Origin of the sequence: Sorangium sp. So ce385 (assembly GCF_051474135.1) — a bacterium.
GTDB lineage: Bacteria > Myxococcota_A > Polyangia > Polyangiales > Polyangiaceae > Sorangium > Sorangium cellulosum_D.
Map to the genome: position 1 here is coordinate 10,259,902 of NZ_CP150337.1, position 17,997 is coordinate 10,277,898.

The 17,997-nt window shown below is 71.2% G+C and carries 14 protein-coding genes; 5 read left to right on the forward strand and 9 right to left on the reverse strand.

The window, feature by feature from the left end; genetic code table 11:
• Positions 1-205: 205 nt before the first annotated feature.
• Both WME83_RS37495 and WME83_RS37500 read left to right on the forward strand, forming a co-directional pair.
• On the forward strand, positions 206-3,814 hold the full coding sequence (locus WME83_RS37495; RefSeq protein WP_437314502.1) for a BadF/BadG/BcrA/BcrD ATPase family protein: 3,609 nt from the start codon (positions 206-208) through the stop codon (positions 3,812-3,814).
• 74 nt (positions 3,815-3,888) lie between these two features.
• Complete coding sequence (locus WME83_RS37500; protein WP_437314503.1) at positions 3,889-5,817, forward strand: 2-hydroxyglutaryl-CoA dehydratase; 1,929 nt, start codon at positions 3,889-3,891, stop codon at positions 5,815-5,817.
• Positions 5,818-6,024: 207 nt separating this feature from the next.
• On the opposite strand, the gene WME83_RS37505 is transcribed toward WME83_RS37500, so the two are convergent.
• Positions 6,025-6,732, reverse strand: a complete 708-nt coding sequence (locus WME83_RS37505; RefSeq protein WP_437314504.1) for an alpha/beta hydrolase — start codon at positions 6,730-6,732, stop codon at positions 6,025-6,027.
• Between the two features lie 145 nt (positions 6,733-6,877).
• Entirely contained in the window at positions 6,878-7,264 is a 387-nt protein-coding gene (locus WME83_RS37510) for a hypothetical protein (RefSeq protein WP_437314505.1), read from the reverse strand.
• Between the two features lie 330 nt (positions 7,265-7,594).
• Between WME83_RS37510 and WME83_RS37515 the strand changes: the two genes are divergently transcribed.
• Together WME83_RS37515 and WME83_RS37520 are read left to right on the forward strand one after the other, a co-directional pair.
• On the forward strand, positions 7,595-8,872 hold the full coding sequence (locus tag WME83_RS37515; protein ID WP_437314506.1) for an aminotransferase class I/II-fold pyridoxal phosphate-dependent enzyme: 1,278 nt from the start codon (positions 7,595-7,597) through the stop codon (positions 8,870-8,872).
• 92 nt (positions 8,873-8,964) lie between these two features.
• Positions 8,965-9,786 (forward strand): SHOCT domain-containing protein, encoded by an 822-nt coding sequence (locus WME83_RS37520; RefSeq protein ID WP_437314507.1) that lies wholly within the window; start codon positions 8,965-8,967, stop codon positions 9,784-9,786.
• Between the two features lie 429 nt (positions 9,787-10,215).
• On the opposite strand, the gene WME83_RS37525 is transcribed toward WME83_RS37520, so the two are convergent.
• From WME83_RS37525 to WME83_RS37550, 6 genes are all read right to left on the reverse strand, one after another.
• On the reverse strand, positions 10,216-10,602 hold the full coding sequence (locus WME83_RS37525; RefSeq protein ID WP_437314508.1) for a VOC family protein: 387 nt from the start codon (positions 10,600-10,602) through the stop codon (positions 10,216-10,218).
• A 44-nt stretch (positions 10,603-10,646) separates the two neighbouring features.
• Positions 10,647-11,216 carry a TlpA family protein disulfide reductase gene (locus WME83_RS37530; protein ID WP_437314509.1) on the reverse strand — a complete coding sequence of 190 codons (570 nt, stop codon included), beginning with the start codon at positions 11,214-11,216 and terminating at the stop codon, positions 10,647-10,649.
• Positions 11,213-11,935: a hypothetical protein gene (locus tag WME83_RS37535; protein ID WP_437314510.1), complete on the reverse strand. Its 723-nt coding sequence runs from the start codon at positions 11,933-11,935 to the stop codon at positions 11,213-11,215. Before WME83_RS37535 ends, WME83_RS37530 begins: the two co-directional genes overlap by 4 nt.
• Before the next feature lie 7 nt (positions 11,936-11,942).
• Entirely contained in the window at positions 11,943-12,152 is a 210-nt protein-coding gene (locus WME83_RS37540; RefSeq protein WP_437314511.1) for a hypothetical protein, read from the reverse strand.
• Between the two features lie 210 nt (positions 12,153-12,362).
• Positions 12,363-13,391 carry a PAS domain-containing protein gene (locus WME83_RS37545; protein WP_437314512.1) on the reverse strand — a complete coding sequence of 343 codons (1,029 nt, stop codon included), beginning with the start codon at positions 13,389-13,391 and terminating at the stop codon, positions 12,363-12,365.
• Positions 13,388-14,347, reverse strand: coding sequence for a DUF4388 domain-containing protein (locus tag WME83_RS37550; protein ID WP_437314513.1), 960 nt, complete (start codon positions 14,345-14,347; stop codon positions 13,388-13,390). Before WME83_RS37550 ends, WME83_RS37545 begins: the two co-directional genes overlap by 4 nt.
• A gap of 439 nt (positions 14,348-14,786) precedes the next feature.
• Between WME83_RS37550 and WME83_RS37555 the strand changes: the two genes are divergently transcribed.
• Complete coding sequence (locus WME83_RS37555; RefSeq protein WP_437314514.1) at positions 14,787-16,490, forward strand: hypothetical protein; 1,704 nt, start codon at positions 14,787-14,789, stop codon at positions 16,488-16,490.
• Between the two features lie 191 nt (positions 16,491-16,681).
• On the opposite strand, the gene WME83_RS37560 is transcribed toward WME83_RS37555, so the two are convergent.
• Positions 16,682-17,971, reverse strand: coding sequence for an aspartate kinase (locus WME83_RS37560; protein WP_437314515.1), 1,290 nt, complete (start codon positions 17,969-17,971; stop codon positions 16,682-16,684).
• Between the last annotated feature and the right edge of the window lie 26 nt (positions 17,972-17,997).

Here is a 17,997-nt window from a genome sequence, read left to right on the forward strand (position 1 = left end):
CCCCGGGCCGGCACGCAGGCCGCGCCGCGCCGAGCCCAGCGGCGGAACCTTGCGCCCCGGACGCAGATCCCCGGAAACCGGCGATCGCCGCCGGCCGAGACGCACCGAATCATTTGATTTTCGGGTCATCCCGTTGTAGCCATCACGACTGACCAGCCAGTCAGTCGGGCGCTGGTGACCGGCGACGGCGGTGGGAGGAGCCCCGATGGGAAGGCAGATCCAGGATCCGGTCGTGGTCGGCATCGACGTCGGCTCGACGACCGTGAAGGCCGTCGTGCTCGATCCGCAGACGCTCGAGATTCTCTGGAGCGACTACCAGCGGCATCAGACGAAGCAGCCGGAGAAGGTGCTGGAGCTCCTCGAGGAGATCGAGGCGTCGTTCCCCGCGTCCCCGCGCGAGAGCTGGCGGGTGTTCATGACGGGCTCCGGCGCGGCGCCGCTCTGCGCCGGCCTCGGCGCCAAGTTCGTCCAGGAGGTCAACGCGGTCACGCTCGCGGTCGAGAACCTGCACCCGGACGTGGGCAGCGTCATCGAGCTCGGCGGGCAGGACGCGAAGATCATCATCTTCCAGCGGGACGAGAAGACGGGCGACAAGACCGCCGCGCCGTCGATGAACGACAAGTGCGCCTCGGGCACGGGCGCCACCATCGACAAGTGCATGATCAAGGTGGGCCTGCCGTCGAGCGAGGTGGTCAAGATCCACTTCGACGACTCCAAGCTCCACCACGTCGCGGCGAAATGCGGCGTCTTCGCCGAGACGGACATCGTGAACCTGGTGAAGAGCGGTATCCCCTCGACGGAGATCCTCTGCTCGCTCGCCGACGCGATCGTCCTCCAGAACCTGTCGGTGCTCACGCGCGGCTCGACCTTGAAGCACAAGGTCATCCTGCTCGGCGGCCCCAACACCTACCTCCCCTTCCTCCAGGAGTGCTGGCGCAAGCGGATCCCCGAGACCTGGGACGAGCGCGGCTACAACTGGCCGAAGGACCGGCCGATCGAGGAGACGATCTTCGTCCCGGAGAACTCGCAGTACTACGCGGCGTTCGGCGCCTGCGTGTACGGGCTCAAGGAGGCGCCGGAGGTCGGGCTTTACGCCGGCAAGGCCGGGCTCATCGAGTACATGACGAACGGCCGGAAGGCCCGGCTCGGCGAGAGCGCGGGCCCGCCGCTCGTGAAGACGCGGGACGAGGTCGAGGAGTTCCGCAAGCTCTACAGCATCCCGAGGTTCACGCCGATGAAGCTCGCGCCCGGCCAGGTGGTGCGCGGGGTCATCGGCCTCGACGGCGGCTCCACCTCGTCGAAGGCGGTGCTCATCGACGAGGACAGCAACATCGTTTGCAAGGCCTACCAGCTCTCGAAGGGCAACCCGATCCAGGACGCGAAGGAGCTGCTCGCCCAGCTCCGGCAGTACGTGATCGACCAGGGCGCGCAGCTCGAGGTGCTCGGGTTCGGCGGCACCGGGTACGCGGCCGACGTGCTCCAGGAGTGCATGCGGGCCGACGTCAACATCGTCGAGACCGTCGCCCACATGATGAGCGCCGTGAAGTTCTTCGGCGACGTCGACGTCATCTGCGACATCGGCGGACAGGACATCAAGGTCCTGTTCATGAAGAACGGCGATATCGCGAACTTCCGCCTCTCCAACTCGTGCTCTGCGGGCAACGGCATGCTGCTCCAGGCGATGGCCGACCAGTTCGGCCTGAAGGTGACCGAGTACGCCGACACGGCCTTCGGCGCCGAGCTCGCGCCGAAGTTCAGCTACGGCTGCGCCGTCTTCCTCGACACCGACCGGGTGAACTTCCAGAAGGAGGGCTTCTCGAAGGAGGAGCTGCTCGCCGGCCTCGCGCAGGTGCTGCCGAAGAACGTGTGGCAGTACGTCGTGCAGATCCCGCGGCTCGCGGCGCTCGGCACGCGCTACGTGCTCCAGGGCGGCACGCAGTACAACCTCGCGGCGGTCAAGGCGCAGGTCGACTACATCAAGGAGCGCGTCCCCGGCGCGGAGGTGTTCGTCCACCCGCACACCGGCGAGGCCGGCGCGCTCGGCGCCGCGTTCGAGACGCTCCGGGTCGTGAAGCGCAGGGGCCGCTCGACGTTCATCGGGATCGACGCGGCGATCGCGCTCGAATACACGACGAAGAACGACGAGGAGACGGTCTGCCACTTCTGCCCGAACGAGTGCAAGCGGACGTTCATCGACGCGAAGCGGCCCGACGGGACGACGAGCCGCTACATCTCGGGCTTCTCGTGCGAGAAGGGCACGGTCGAGAGCGAGCAGGCGATGCTCGCGCTCGTCGCCGAGCGGAAGAAGATCGCGAAGCAGTTCCCGAACCTCGTCGACTACGAGTCGAAGCTCGCCTTCCGGCACTTCTACGACACGGCCCCGCTGCCGGAGGACGGCGCGCCGGTGAAGGACGTGGTCGTCAAGAAGGGCTTCCTCGGCATCCGCCGGGTGGAGACGACGCGCCCGTTCCGGCGGAGCGGGCCCGAGGTGCGCGAGCGCCTGCGCCGCGTCCGCATCGGCATCCCGCGCGTCCTCAACATCTACTCGACGGGCCCGTACTACCGGGCCTACTTCGAGGCGCTCGGCGTCCCGAAGCAGAACGTCGTCTTCAGCGACGCCACGAGCGAGGAGATGTGGGTCGAGGGCGGCAAGTACGGCTCCATCGATCCGTGCTTCCCCTCCAAGGTGGCGCAGGCCCACATCCACAACCTCCTCTTCCACCACCACTCGGACGAGAAGAAGCTCAATTACATCTTCTTCCCGATCCTCACCCACGTGCCGAGCTTCGGCGAGGGGGTGATGGACAAGACGAGCTGCCCCATCGTCGCGGGCGTGCCGGACGTCATGAAGGCGGCGTTCACGAAGGAGATCGACTTCTTCAAGACGCGCGGCATCGAGTACCTCGATCCTCCGCTCACGTTCTCCGAGATGACGCTGACGGCGCGCCGGATGTTCGAGACGTGGGGCCCGCGGCTCGGCGTCACCGAGGACGAGAGCGACCACGCGCACCGCGAGGGGATGCGGGCGCTCTCGCAGTTCGAGCGCGACCTCCAGGACAAGGGGCGGGCGATCCTCGAGACGGTCGAGGCCGAGAACCGCGTCGCCATCCTGATGGTCGGGCGGCCGTACCACTCCGATCCGGGCCTGAACCACGGCATCCCGGAGGAGTTCCAGGTGCTCGGCTATCCGATCCTCTCGGTGCGGTCGGTCCCGCGCGACATGGAGTACCTCGCGCGGTACTTCAAGGACGAGATCGCGAACGGCCAGCACCCGCTCGACATCAACGACGTCTGGCCCGAGAACTACTCGGCGAACAGCGCGCAGAAGGTCTGGGCGGTCAAGTTCGCCGCCCGCCACCCGAACGTCGTGCTGCTCGACCTCTCGAGCTTCAAGTGCGGCCACGACGCGCCGACCTACGGCATCATCGACAGCATCGTGAGCTCGAGCGCCACCCCGTACGCCGCGCTGCACGACATCGACGCCAACAAGCCGGGCGGCTCGATCAAGATCCGCGTGAAGACGTACGCGCACAGCCTCAAGCTGCACGAGGAGGCGCTCGAGGACGCGGCGAAGAAGAAGGCGGAGCTCGTCCACCGCATCGACGAGAAGCGGCTCGAGCTGCTCGAGCTGAAGCGGGAGCAGCAGGCGGCGCGCAAGATCACCGATCCCGCGCTCGAGCGGGAGATCGCGGCGCTCGCCGAGAAGTTGCGGAGCTACGTCGCGCCGGCGTCTCCGCCCGAGGCGCCGAAGACGGGCCTCGTCCAGCTCAAGAAGAAGCAGTCCGACGGGACCGTCGTCCCCTTGGAAGCCTGAAGACACGGCCAAGGTCGAGGGGGGGACGGCGCGTCCGGCCCCCTTCCAGCATCCGAGCGAAGGGAAGCCACGCCATGGAACAGACGATCACGCAGAAGACGCGCCTTCCTCTGGTCGGCGAGAAGAAATCGATCAAGGCGGACATCGACATCGAGGCGGAGCTCAGGGCGTTCGAGGAGGCCGAGCGGGAGCGGCTCGGCCTGAAGGCCGAGCGTCGGCAGTGGGTCGACAACATGCTCAAGCCGAAGATGACGAAGAAGGAGCGCGACAACGTGACGCTCCTCATCAGCGGCCTCACCGCGGCGCAGGACTTCCTGTGCGAGGGCGCGCTGAAGGGCCTCGGCTACAACGTCCATTACTTCGGGATGAGCGACAACGCCGGCCTCCAGACGGGCAAGGAGTTCGGCAACCGCGGGCAGTGCAACCCGACGTACTTCACGGTCGGCGGCCTGGTGAAGTACCTCATCGACCTGCGCGACAAGCAGGGGATGAAGACCGAGGACATCATCAAGAACTACGTGTTCCTGACCGCGGGCGCCTGCGGGCCGTGTCGGTTCGGCATGTACGTGACCGAGTACCGGAAGGCGCTGCGCGACGCCGGCTTCGACGGCTTCCGGGTGATGCTCTTCCAGCAGACGGGCGGCCTGTCGCAGGCGACGGGCGACGACGTCGGCCTCGAGATGAACCCCGCCTTCTTCATCGCGATCATCAAGGCGATCGTCTGCGGCGACACGCTGAACGCGCTCGGCTACCGCGTCCGGCCTTACGAGGTCGAGCCCGGCGCGACGAACCGCGCGATGGAGAGCGCGAAGCGCATCCTCTACAAGGCGCTTTACGAGCAGACGAACGTGTTCCGCGCGCTCTACGAGGCGCGCAAGGAGTTCGAGGCCGTCCGGGTGGACAAGCTCCGGCCCAAGGCGAAGACGTCGATCATCGGCGAGTTCTGGGCGATGACGACGGAGGGCGACGGCAACTACGCCCTTCAGAAGTTCCTCGAGAGCGAGGGCGGCGAGAACGACATCCAGCTCACGACCGCGTGGCTGCTCTACAACATCTGGGAGTGCGCCCGCGACACCCGCGAGCGGCGCGATCTGCGCGGCGCGGACGAGGGCAACTACGGCCTGGCCGGCCTCGACGAGTTCGGCGTGGCGAAGCGGCTCGCGACGATGCGCCTCGCCGAGTCGGCGCTGCGCGTCGGCTTCCAGGCGTTCGCGCTGCCGCTCGGCCTGTTCGACTACCACCTCCCGGACATGGAGCTCGTCGCGGACGTGGCGAAGGACTACTACTCGAACGACCTCCGCGGCGGCGAGGGGCACATGGAGGTCGGCAAGCTCATCGTGAACGCGGTGAAGTCGAAGGCGCACCTCACGGTGAGCGTGAAGCCGTTCGGCTGCATGCCGTCCTCGGGCGTCTCCGACGGCGTGCAGTCGCTGATCACGGCGCGTTACCCGGGGACGATCTTCTGCGCGGTCGAGACGAGCGGCGACGGCGCGACGAACTTCTACTCGCGCATCCAGATGTACATGTTCAAGGCGCGCATCCTGGCCGAGCAGGAGCTCGCCCGCGCCTACGAGGAGGCGGGCGTCACGGAGGCCGAGGTGCGCGCGTTCCTCGAGCAGCACCCGAAGTACGCGAGCCCGCTGCACCACGCGCCGCACCGGGTCGCCGGGTCGGCCGCGAACCTGGTCTACGAGGTGGCGCCGCTCATCAAGCAGACGGCCGCCGAGCGCGCCGCGGTGAAGGTCCGCGCGGCGGCGGCGGCGGTCCGCGAGGCGGTGAAGGCGGCGCCGGCCAAGGCGGTGGCCGCAAAGGCGTTCCTGACCGACCCGGAGACGCTCTCCCGGGCGCGCGAGGACGTCGCGCTCGTCCGCGACATCCTCCGCGGCAAGGCGGCCGAGCGGTTCAGCCCGCTCGTGAAGCGCCTGGCCGGCAAGGCGTACTTCGAGAACAACCCCGAGGTGCGCCACACGACCTACAGCGAGGAAGCCATCGCGGCGGAGTGAGGTGGACGCCGCCGGGCTCGTCCCGGCGGCCCACGGCTCGGATGCCGCTCCGAGACGGCGAGCTGGGCTGAGAGACGCAGAGAGAGAAAAACCGCCAAGGACGCCACGACGCCAAGAAGGGGCGGGAAAAGATCATCTTTTCTCCCTCCCTCTCTTGGCGTCCTTGGCGTCCTTGGCGGTTTTCTCTTTCTCTCTGGCACGTTGAGCTCAGCCGTCCGCGGGCAGGAACCAGCGGAGGGCGTCGCGCGCGATCTCCGCAGGAACCGCGTGCGGGCCCTCGAACTCCTGGTAGCGCAGGTCGTATCCGGCGACCTGGATCAGCGGCGCGAGGCGGCGGCTGCAGGGGTCGATCCGCAGCACCTGGTCCTGCGTGCCGTGCGAGATGAAGATGCGCGGCCGGCCGCGCTGCTCCGCGGGGGCCATGAAGCCCGGCGAGAACGCGATCACATGGGTGAACAGGTCGCCGTTGGTCAGCCCGAGCGACAGCGCGTACGACGCGCCGTCCGAGAAGCCGCCGATCGCGATCCGCGCCGGATCGACCGCGGCGCTGCGGAACAGCTGGTCGAGCGCGCCGTCCAGAAAGTCGACGTCGGGCCCGTACGCGTCGTCCGAGATGATGTCCCAGCTCGAATGGCGAGAGTCGGGCGCCAGCAGCAGGAGCCCCGCCGCGTCCGCCAGCTCTCGCAGCAGCGCGATCCCGTGGTGCGCGCTGCCCCCGGCCCCGTGCAGCAGGACCACGAGCGGCGCCGGGCGGTCCGGGCGGTAGCCCGCCGGGACGTAGAGCAGCCCGTCGCGCCGCGGGGACAGCCCGAGCGGCCTCAGCCCCGTCGAGAGCTCGCCCCCGGGCTTGGCGTTCGGCCGCGCCCGGAGGCGCGAGGGATCGTTCGTGGTGACGCCGGCGCTCCTTGCCTGCATTGCCTGCTCCTCCTCCGGAGGCCTGGACGGGCCCGTGGTCGCCTGACCTCGCCCGCATCCCAGCAGCCCGACCAGGGCCCCAGCACTCCCCATGCCGAGCAGGCGCCGCCGCGCGAGCTCGGATCCCGGCCCTGCGGGACCGCCGTCAGCTCGCCGCCTTCTGCTCGTAGTACTCATTGATATGTTGATAGACCTCCTCGGGGAACTCGAGGTCCTTGTAGACATTGCCCTCGTCGGGATCGTCGGCGTTCGGGATGATGGGGAACTCCTGCTGTCGCTGCCATTCCAGGATCCGCTCGCGCCGCGGCGGGCTGTAGCCGCGCCGCTCGACCTGCATCGCGAGCGAGCGGGCCTCCTCGGCGCCGCCCTCCGGGTCGCGGCCGAGCCAGTCGACGAGCTCGTCGCGATCGAGGAAGTGGTGGGCGATCATCGCGAATACCAGGCGACCGTAGCGCCCGATCGACTCGCCGCGCTCGAGCGCGCCGAGCAGGTGAGCCATCATGTGATTCTTGCGCAGGGCCTCGACAGCCATGGATCCTCCTCTGAACATGAGATCACCCGGCCCGATGCATCGGCCGTACCAGAGGCCGCCGACGCGGCCTCTGGGCCTGACGGGGCGTGGCGGCACAGGGCTCGTGGCAAAACGCATCACGGCGGAGGGCGGCTGTCACAGCGGGCCCAGGCGCGGGCGAGGCGCCGGCCGCCAAGGCGGCGGCGTACGGCGGGCGGCGGCGGGCGTAAGGCGGCGACCGGCGGCCCGGCTGCGGCGTTTCCGCGGCCGACCGCGGCATTTCCGGCGCGGGGCGCGCGGGCCCACGCGGGTCGCGACGCGGCCGCGAAATTCTGCTAGACATCGCCCGCCATGACCGAACTGCGCTCGTTGTCCCCCGATGCTCTTGCCTCGCTCACCCGGGAGCTCGAGGCACGTTATGCTGCCTTCGAAGCCCGCGGCCTCAAGCTCGACATGACGCGCGGCAAGCCGTCGTCCGATCAGCTCGACCTCGCGAACGGCCTGCTCGCCCTGCCCACCGCGAACGACCTCGTCGCCTCGGACGGGTCGGACACGCGCAACTACGGGGGCCTCGACGGGCTCCCCGAGATGAAGGCCATCTTCGCCGAGCTGCTCGAGGTGCCCCCGGCGCAGGTCATCGTCGGCGGCACCAGCAGCCTGACCATGATGCACGACGCGGTGGTCCGCGCGCTCGTCCACGGCGTGCCCGACGGCAACGGCGCCTGGGCGAAGCAGCCGAAGGTCAAGTTCCTGTGCCCGAGCCCCGGCTACGATCGCCACTTCGCGATCTGCGAGCACCACGGCATCGAGATGATCGCGGTCGATCTGAACGACGCCGGCCCGGACCTGGATCAGGTCGAGCGGCTGGTCGCCCAGGACGCGGCCATCAAGGGGATGTGGTGCGTCCCCAAGTACAGCAACCCGACCGGCACCACGTACTCCCCCGAGGTCGTCCGCCGGCTCGCCAGCATGAAGGCGGCGGCCCCGGATTTCCGCCTGTTCTGGGACAACGCCTACGCGGTCCACGACCTCTATGCCGAGGGCGATCGGCTCGCGGACATCGTGTCGGCGTGTCAGTCGGCGGGCAACCCCAACCGGCCGATCGTCTTCGCTTCGACGTCGAAGATCTCGTTCGCGGGCAGCGGCGTCGCGGCCATGGCGTCGAGCCCCGCGAACGTGGCGGACGCGAAGAAGCACCTCGGCATCCAGACCATCGGCCCGGACAAGGTGAACCAGCTGCGCCACGTGCGCTTCTTCAAGGATTACAAGGGCTTGCTGGGCCACATGCAGAAGCACGCCGAGCTCCTGCGGCCCAAGTTCGAGGCGGTGACGAGCATCTTCGAGCGCGAGCTCGGGGGCAAGGGCATCGCCAGCTGGACCTCGCCGCGCGGCGGTTACTTCATCAGCCTCGACACCCTCGACGGCTGCGCGAAGGAGGTCGTGCGCCTGGCCGACAAGGCGGGCGTGAAGCTCACCGGCGCCGGGGCGACGTACCCGTACGGCCGCGATCCTCGCGACCGGAACATCCGGATCGCGCCGTCGATGCCGCCGCTCGAGCAGATTCGCGTCGCCATGGACGTCGTCGCGGTCTGTGTCCAGCTCGCGAGCGTGCGCAAGCTCGCGGGCTGAGCGGTCGTCTCCCTCCTCATCGCCGCTCGCCCGCATTGCGAGCGGCGGACCGCCGTGCAAGGCTCGGCGCTTCCCTCCTGGAGCGCCTCCTCATGCAGCCACTCACCCCCGAAGGTCAGCGGAGAGTTTCCGATCTGTCACAGCGCTATTTCGTCAGCACCGACGCGGTGATGACGCTCTTGCAGGCGCTCGTGAACGGGAACGGAACGATGGCGCAGTTCTATCACCCCGAGCTGGGCGGCGCTGGGCAGTGGATGCAGGGCGGGATGACCATGATCGGGGACATGTTCAACAGCGCGCTGAAGGCCAAGGTGGAGGGCCTGTGCGCCGAGCTGTCGAATCTGCTGGCGAGCCAGCCGTTCGCTCAGGCGCCGGCGAGCTATCCGGCGCAGGGCGGGCAGCAGCAGCAGCAGCAAGGCGGCAGCGGAGGGCTGGGGGGCTCGCCGGTCAGCCTGTTCGTGCCGGCGTCCGGGGGCGGCTCGGGGAGCTGGTGGCCCGGGGAGCTCGGGGTGCCGAGCTCCAGCGGGTCGCAGAACAACATCCGCTATGCGGTTTTCCCCGGCGCGCGGCGGCTGGCCGTCGACGTCGACGGGCGCGTCAGCGTCTATGACACGCTCGATCACCAGATCGGCGGTGTGTCGCAGCAGCAGGGGTCGGGGTCGTCGGTCACGTTCACGAGCCAGTACGGCGTCGTGAGCGTGCAGAGCTTGCCGCTCGTCTCGGGCGACGCGGCCGCGCAGCCGGGGCCTGGAGCTGCTCCGGCGCAGGCCGCGGCCGCCGTGCCCCGCGCTTCTTCGGGTGCGGAGGCGGATATCTTTTCTGCCATCGAGCGGCTCGCGGACCTGCGGCAGAAGGGGATCATCACCGAGCAGGAGTTTGCGGCGAAGAAGACCGATCTCCTGAGCAGGCTCTGAGCCGAGGTCGCGAGACGGGCGCCGAGGGCAAAGAATGCCTCGGTTGGCGCGGAGACGCGTATTCCGTTCCCCGTCTTTCGTCCCCCTCCCCCTCCCCCGTCTTCCGTCTTCCGTCTTCCGTCTTCCGTCTTCCGTCTTCCGTCTTCCGTCTTCCGTCTTCCGTCTTCCGTCTTCGTGCGCGTGCGCGTGCGCGTGCGCGTTTCCTTCTTTCTCCTTCCCTCTTTCCTCTTTCGTGCGCGTGCGTGTACTCGAATCGTATCAATCGAGCACGCGCACGGATCACGCGCACGCGCACGCGCACGCGCACGAATGATGGGAGACGGGAGACGGGAGACGGGAGACGGGAGACGGAAGACGGGGGACGAAAGACGGAAGCGACTTACGCCGACGAGGGACGGAGGGACTCTCCCTCCCCAACCGCATCAGCCCTCAGGGCCCATGGCACACGGCCTCGATGTTGTGCCCATCCGGATCGAGCACGAACGCCCCGTAATACCCCGGGTGGTACTGCGGCCGGAGCCCCGGCGGGCCGTTGTCGGCGCCTCCAGCCGCCAGCGCCGCCTTGTAAAAGGCATCGACGTCGGCGCGCGTCTTCGCGACGAAGGCGACATGCATGCGGCCCTGCAGCGCGCCGCCCGTGCCGATCCAGAACTGCGGATTACCATCGGCCCCCAGACCGGCGTGTTTATCCGCACCCCCGGTCATCTCGGGCGTGATCTCCATCACGAGCCCGTAACCAAGGGGCGCCAGGGCCGCCAGATAGAAGGCCTTGCTCCGTTCATAGTCCGAAACGGGGAAACCGATGTGGTCGAGCATGCGCGCCATCATCGCCCAGACCGGCGCCCGGCAGCGGACAAAACCTACCTCGCGGGCCGCGCGCCCTCGCGCTCCAGGCCGCGAAGGACCTCCTCGAGCGCTTCCTGGGTGATGAGCCCCACGTGCCGGAACGCCTCCCTCCCCTCGGCGTCGAGGATCACCACGCTCGGCACGTGGTGCAGCCCGGCGAACGGGCCCTCCCCGGCGATCGTCGGGGCGTCCGCGAGCGCCACCGGATACGGGAGCTTGAGCGTGGCGGCAAAGGCCTCGACGAGCGGCCGGTTCTCGCTCGCCTCCAGGACGAGGAGCGCCGCGTTGATGCGCGGCGTGTGATCGCGGAGCAACCCAGCGAGGAACCGCGCCTCCGCCTGCGACGCCACGTCGTAGGTCGCCACGAAACCGATCACGCTGAACCTGCCCGCGAGCGACGCGGTGGAGAGCTCGCGCCCGTCGAGCGTCTCGTACGAGAAGCTCAGCGCCGGGCCCCGCGCCGGCGCCGCCTCCGCCGCGGCCGCGGGCGTCGCCGCCGCGGGCTCACGGACCGCGTCGCCGCTGCCAGCGCACCCGAGCGCAAAGAGCACGAGCGGCAAGCCAGCCGGCGCGAGCGACCTCATGGCAGCGGATCCCCCTCCAGGTGCGCGTCGAACAGATCGGCGCAGAGCTGCAGCGACGGCGGGAGCTCGGCGCCCTTGCGCTGCTGCGCGAGGATCGCGTGGCACAGCTCCTCGATGACCAGCTTGATCGGCGTCGCCTCGAGCTGCGCGCCGTCGAGCACCATGCCAGGGCCGGGCGCCTCCTCCGCGCGCACGATCGGGTCGTGCCGCGCCCAGGCGATGCCGTCCTCCGGGAGATAACGACACCAGAGCACCCGCACGAAGCGCAGGTAGAGCGGCGTCACCAGCGCCACCACGCGATCGCCCCCCGCGGCGATGCCGCGCAGCGCGAAGCCCCCCGGCGGGCGCGGGGCGCGCTCCCCCTCCCCCATCGCGACCTCGATCCGCTCGCGGCGCGCCGCGTCGCTCTCGACCGACAGGAGCGGCGCGTAGATCGCGACCGCGGGGACCTGCAGCTTGGGCGCGTCCTCGGCGAGCACGTCGAGCCACGCCTCGCGCGCCTCGGGGCCGAGCTCGCCGTACACGTGCGCCGCGGCGATGGCGGCCTCGGCGTCGGTGGCGAGCGCGGCCAACCACTCGCGCCAGGCGGCGAGGATGCGCGGATCGAGCAGCGCGCCCGAGGCGGCGGGCAGGCCCTGCGCCGCGCCCTCGTGGACAGCGGCGTCCAGCGAGGCATCCTGGACGAGATCGACCGAGCTCGGATCGCGGCGCTCCGTCATGCCCCCCTCAGCGTGGCGCGCCGCGGCGCCGCGCCCCGACGTCCCGCTCCAGATCGAGCAAGAGCTCGGCGAACTCCTCGCCCCGACCGAGCGGCGAAGCGAGCGTGAGCTCACCGCCGCGATCCGCGAGCAGGAGCGCGACGCCGTCGCTCGCCTCGACGATGCCCTTCACGAACACGACGTCCGCCGGATGAACGACGATGTCCTGGACCAGCATCCCGGCGCTCGCCTCCGCGACCGAGAGCGGGCCGCGAGCGGGCCCGAGCTGCCCCGCGTCCCCCGCCGAAGGCTGCCCATCGGCCGGAGACGTGGCGGCGATTCGCCTTGAATTGCTGTCGCGCCGGCCCATCGACGGCGGAGCTAAGCACCGCTCGCCGGAGGGATCCAGCGGGCACACCGGGCGGGGATGACCAGGGCCCTCGCCGCGTCAAGAGGCCGCGGTCGGCCCTCGATCCGCGGCCCCCGAGCCGCTCTCGAGGAGACCGAAGCGCTTCGCGAGATCGTCGGGCCGCTCACCTTCGAGGGCGCGGAGCTCGTGGGCGCGCTCGATCGGCACGACCACGAAGCGCCACGGCATGGCCGCGAGCTCGGTCCCCTCGATGCACCGGGCGACGTGCGCCGCGTTGAGCGCCGCGCCGATCGTCGTCTCGAGCAGGCCCTCGTAGAAGGCGGACAGCTCGACCGACCCCGACTCGACCGGCGGCCGCACGAAGCAGGCGACGCGCGGGGGGTTGGCGCAGAAATCCGCGGCGAGCCGGCCCATCCCGAGCTCGGCGAGCGCCTGATCGAGCGCGCCGACCGCGAGCAGCACCGGCGCCTTGTCGAGCGCGGCCGCGCCCGCACGGGCCACCGTGCTCTCCGCGACGCCCGCGATCCTGCGGCCGACGCCCCGGCCGAGCTCCCGCGCGGCGCCCTGTCCGACCCGCGCGAGCAGCGCGGCGACCTGATCCCACGCGAGCGGGAACATGGCGCCGAGCGGGCCGTTGAGCCGGCCGCGGTCGCGCTCGTGGCGGATCGTCGCCGGGCGCTCGTGCTCGTCGCGCTGCACCGGCATCCGGTGCACGGTCATGAACACGCGATCGACCGGCGCGCGCGCGAGCTGGACGAAGACGTCCTGCGCCCCGTGGAGGAAGTGGAAGCGGAACGCGAACCGATCGGTCGCGCCCGGCGGCTGCTGCGCGAGGGCGCGGAACCGGCCGAGGAACGCCTCGACCCGGGTGCAGGGGGCGATCTCCTGGAAGAAGTTCCTGCCGACGACCCGCGCCGACGGGAGGCGGCTCATGCGCTGCTCGTAGCGGTTGTAGAGGAGCACGACGCCCTCTTCGTCCAGCATGATGAAGCCGTACGGGAGGTCGTCGACCTCCTGCGAGGTCATCTCGGCGAGGCGCTCCACGCTGAGGGGGAGGGCGTCCTGCGGGCTCTCGGGCCCCTCATTCATCGTCGACGTCTGGGTCATCGCTCGGCTCCTTCGAACAAGACGCTCGCCCACCCGACCTGCTCGACCAGGCGCGTGAGCCCGCCGAGGACCTCCCGGATGCGATGGCGCTGGAAGCGCGACGGGACCTTCTCCGCGGCGGCGTCGAAGAAGGCGACGATCCAGGCGGCGACCGCCTGCGGGATCGCCGAGCGGGCGCGGTCGATCTGGGCGACCGAGACGAGCGCGTCGCCGCTGATGGCGAAGGCGTCGAGCGCGCTGTGGTGCTCGCGCGCCGTCGTCCACGAGGACGCGAGCAGCCGCGACGTCATCGGCGGCCCGAGCCAGGCGCGCGCGTAGGCGGTGCAGGCGTTCACCACGGCGGCGGCCAGCGCCACGTCGGCCGCGTCGTCGGCGGGGAACGCCGGAGGGTAGTGGCTCTCGCGCTCGCCGCGGTGCGGCCCGCTCGAGTCGCTCGCGACGACCTCGAAGGTTGCGCCTCGCCACATGGAGAGCGAGTCGAGGGCGTCGGTCCAGCGCTCCGAGGGCCGCACGCCGTCGGCGCGGGCGTGGATGGGGCGCCCGGCGTCGACCGTCACCTCGGCGCGGAGCGCGCCGGCGCGCACGCGGATGAAGCAGCTCCGGCTGCGCGAGGCGAGCGACGCGAGGAGCCCGTCGAGCCCCACGTCGTCGAGCTCGCCGCGCAGGATGACGCGGCTCCGCTGCCGCTCGGCCTGCGCCGCGAGCCGCTGGACCTGCGCGGCGAGCACCGAGCCCGGGACGTCGTCCGCGAGCACCCCCGCGAGCTCCGCCATCGAGACGATGGTGCGCGAGGAGCTGACGCCGATCACGGGCGGCGGTCCGTCGAGCACCGCGCGGAGCGAGCGGGCCATGTCGAGGAGGGCCGCCGGGCTCTGCGCGCAAGCCACGGCCGCGTCGACCCGCAGCGCGTCCGGCGGCGGCCGGTTGGGCGCGACCTCGCACGTGACTACCCGCATGCGGGCCTCGCGAAGCGCAGAGGCGACCCGATGGGCGAAGGGCGTTGCCGGCGCCGAGGTGACGACGATGTCGAACATATCGAAGCGGACTCTAGGATCATGCACACCCTCCGTCAAATTGTATCAACAAACATTGTATAAACCATTCGCTCCGGAAGGACATGAAATTGTCCGTGAATTACCGTACGACGCCTGGATATTGAGTGATTTTTACTACAATTGCTGCGGCGTACCGACACATGAGACAATCTTTGTACAAAGATGATCTCCGGTGCGGTGCACCAGCGGAGTCGCCGGGGCGCGGCGGGCGACGGCCGGGGCCGCGGGGAGGCCGACGCCGCCGCGCGGCGAGGCAGCCGGGCTCTGGAGGGCGGCGGAGCGCGGGGGCGGAGGCGCGGCGCGGGGCGAAAGCGCCTCGAGGGGCGCTACACTCCCGCCGATGTCAGCCTCACGAGCCTGCAGCGAGCGAACGGCGGACCCACGCGAGACGTGCCCGGCGCCGCAGCCGAAGACCGCCGTCGATGATGACGAGCTCGAGCGCGAGCACGACGAGCATGACGAGCACGACAACAAGCTGCTCGACCTGCCGCCGCTCGGGCACGACGAGGACGAGGCGGGCGAGGAGACCTTCGAGGAGCTCCTGCAGACGCTGGACGACGCGGAGCACGGGCTCGACGACGCGAACGCGAGCGACCTGGAGGTCGGCGTCGAGCTCGCCGTGGACGAGGGCGCGGCCGGGGAGGACGAGCCCGCGGAAGAGGGCATCGACGTGGGGGCGCTCCACGAGGGGATCGACGACGCCGACGCGGGCTCGTGGGTGTCCGACGAGGCCGCCGAGCACGACGACGCCGAGCACGACGACCTCGACGATCAAGGCGAGGGGCACGACGACGGCGGCGCGGAAGGGACCGGGGAGGATCCGTCGGACGACGTCGACGAGCGCGAGCTGCCGGCGCTCGACGCGGATCAAGAAGGCACCTACGAGGGCGAGGATCTGCTCGCGGAGCTGCCCGACCTGGCGGACGACCAGGCGCCGGTCTGGGACGCGCAGCCGTGGACGGTGGTCGAGGGCGCCGGGGCGGCGGTCCCGTGCAGCACGCTCGCGGTGGCCGGCGGCTGTGTGGTCGCCGGCGGCGCCGGCGAAGGGCCCGCGCTGGCGAGCGAGCCGGCCGCGCGCGCGGGGGGCCGCGCCCGCCGCGCGGACCGGACGGGCGGCGATCGCGGGACCGTGCTCGTGGTCGACGCGGGAGCGCTGTCGGCGCGCCGCGCGGGCGTCGACGCGTCGGCGTCCTCGATCGCGCTGTCGGACAGCGCGCTGCTCATCGCCACGCGCCGCGGCAACCTGCTGCTGAGCGACGACCGGGGGAAGACGGCGAGCGCGCTCGGTGCGTGGGGCTCGGGCGGGGCGCCGGTGACGCTCGCGACGACGCCGGGGCGGCTCTGGGTGCTGGCCGGCAAGACGCTGTGGTCGCCCGCGGCCGGCGCGGTCGCGGTCCCGCCGGACGACGGCTCCGCCGTGACCGCGGGCTCGCCCCGCCGCGACGCCGCGGTCGCGCCGCCGCGCGGCGCGCTGTCGCTGTCGCCCGGGCCCGCGCTGCGGGACGGCGTGCTCCGGATGAGCGCGAGCGAGGGGGTGATCGTGGCGCTCACGAGCGCGGCCGCGGGCCCGCAGCTCGAGCGGCTGCGCGGCGACGACGAGGGCTCGCCGGTCGTGCCGCTGTCCGGGGCGGCGCGGCGCGCGGCGGAGGCCGACGACGGTCGGCTCGCGGCGGCGGCGGGCGGTCGCTCGATCGCGCTGTCCGGCGCGGGGCTCCTGTGCGTGTCGCGCGACGGGGGCGAGACCTTCCGCGTGATCGAGGGGCTCCCCGCGGTGGTGGCGCTCGCGTTCGCGGGCGACCACAAGGCCTCGCCGCTGCTCGCGCTCGTCGCGCGCGAGGGCGAGCGCCGGGCGCAGCTCGTCCACGTGCCGTCGAACGCGGCGCCCACGCTGGTCGCCGAGATCGGGGCGACGGGGCACGGCGGGGGCGAGGAGGAGGCAGCGTCCGTGGGGGCGGCGGCCATCGCGTGGGATCCGTCGCGCGAGGTGGTGTGGGTCGCGTGCTGGGCGGGGCTCGTGGCGCTCACGCGGCAACGGAAGCACTAGCCGGGTTGATCGGCCCCCGTGGAGGGTGTTCTCGGCGCGGGGCAGGGGGTGGGGCCCCGCCGAACTCGCCCGAGATGTGAGCCATCCGGCAAGCCGGATGACTCACATCTCGGGCTCAGACATCGGCCCATCCCCACCCCCTGCCCCGCGCCGAGAACACCCTCCACGGGGGCCTACGGTCTGCTCGAGGATCAGGGCGCGACGAACGTCGCGTGGAGCAGGCGCTGCGCGGGGGCGGCGTCGGCGGCGTCGACGAGGGCGCCGAGGCGCAGGGGGGACGCGACCGTGAAGCGGGGGGCAATGCCGGCGCCGCCGAGGACCTCGATGAAGCGAGACAGCGGCGACGCCGTCGCGGTGAGGCCGTCGCCGACGACGCTGACAGAGGCCAGGCCCTCGTCGAGCTCGAGCGACGGCTGCAGCGCGACCAGCTGGCGCTTGGCCCCCTGCCAGTCGGGCACGTTGAGGAGCGGGATCACGAACGCCCCGCCGCCAGGGCCGAAGGACAGATCCCGGAAGCCCAGCCCGAGCTCGCCGGCGGCGCGGAGGAGCGCGTCGAGCCGGAGACCGCCGGGCGCCCGCGCGAGGACGACGTTGCCCTCGGCGACGATCGCGCGCGCCGCGTGCGTCGACGACGTCGAGCCGGGGGCGAACCGGCGCACCACCGTCTCGCGCGCGCCGGGGGCGGCGTCGAACGTCGAGCGCGCATAGAGCGCCACGCCGGAGCGACGCGCCCACTCGACCGCCTGGGCGCAGACGACCTTCGCGCCGCACTCGGCCATCTCCTGGAGCACCGCGGCGTCGAGCTCCGGCAGGTGACGCGCGTCCGGGACGACCCGGGGGTCGGCCGAGTACACGCCGTCGACGTCGCTGTAGATCTCGCAGCGCTCGGCGCTCAGCGCCGCCGCGAGCGCCACCGCCGTCGTGTCGGAGCCGCCGCGGCCGAGCGTCGTGATCTCGCGGCGGTAGCTCATCCCCTGGTAGCCGGCGACGATCACGATGCGGCCGCGCGCGAGCTCGTCCTCGATCCGGAACGGACGGACCTCGATGATGCGCGCGTCGAAATGGCGATCGTTCGTGAGGATGCCGGACTGGGAGCCCGTGAACGAGATCGCCTCGAAACCCCGGGCCTGGATGGCGATCGACAGGAGCGCCATCGAGACGCGCTCGCCGGTCGAGAGCAGCATGTCGAGCTCGCGCCGGGGAGGATCCGCGGCCGCGCCGCCGGCGCTCGCCGCCTGCCGGGCGAGCGCGAGCAGGCCGTCGGTCGTCTTGCCCATCGCGCTGACCACGACGACGACGTCGTTGCCGGCGCGCTTCGCGGCGACGACGCGGTCGGCGACCTTGCCGATCTTGTCGACGTCGGCGACCGACGATCCGCCGTACTTCTGCACGATGATCGGACGGCCCGGCCTCGCGGGCGAGGCGCCCGGCTCGCGCGGCGAGCCCTCCTGCTGGACGCGGTTCGTCGGCTGCTCGGCCATGCTGCACCTCCAAGCGCTGCGCGCGC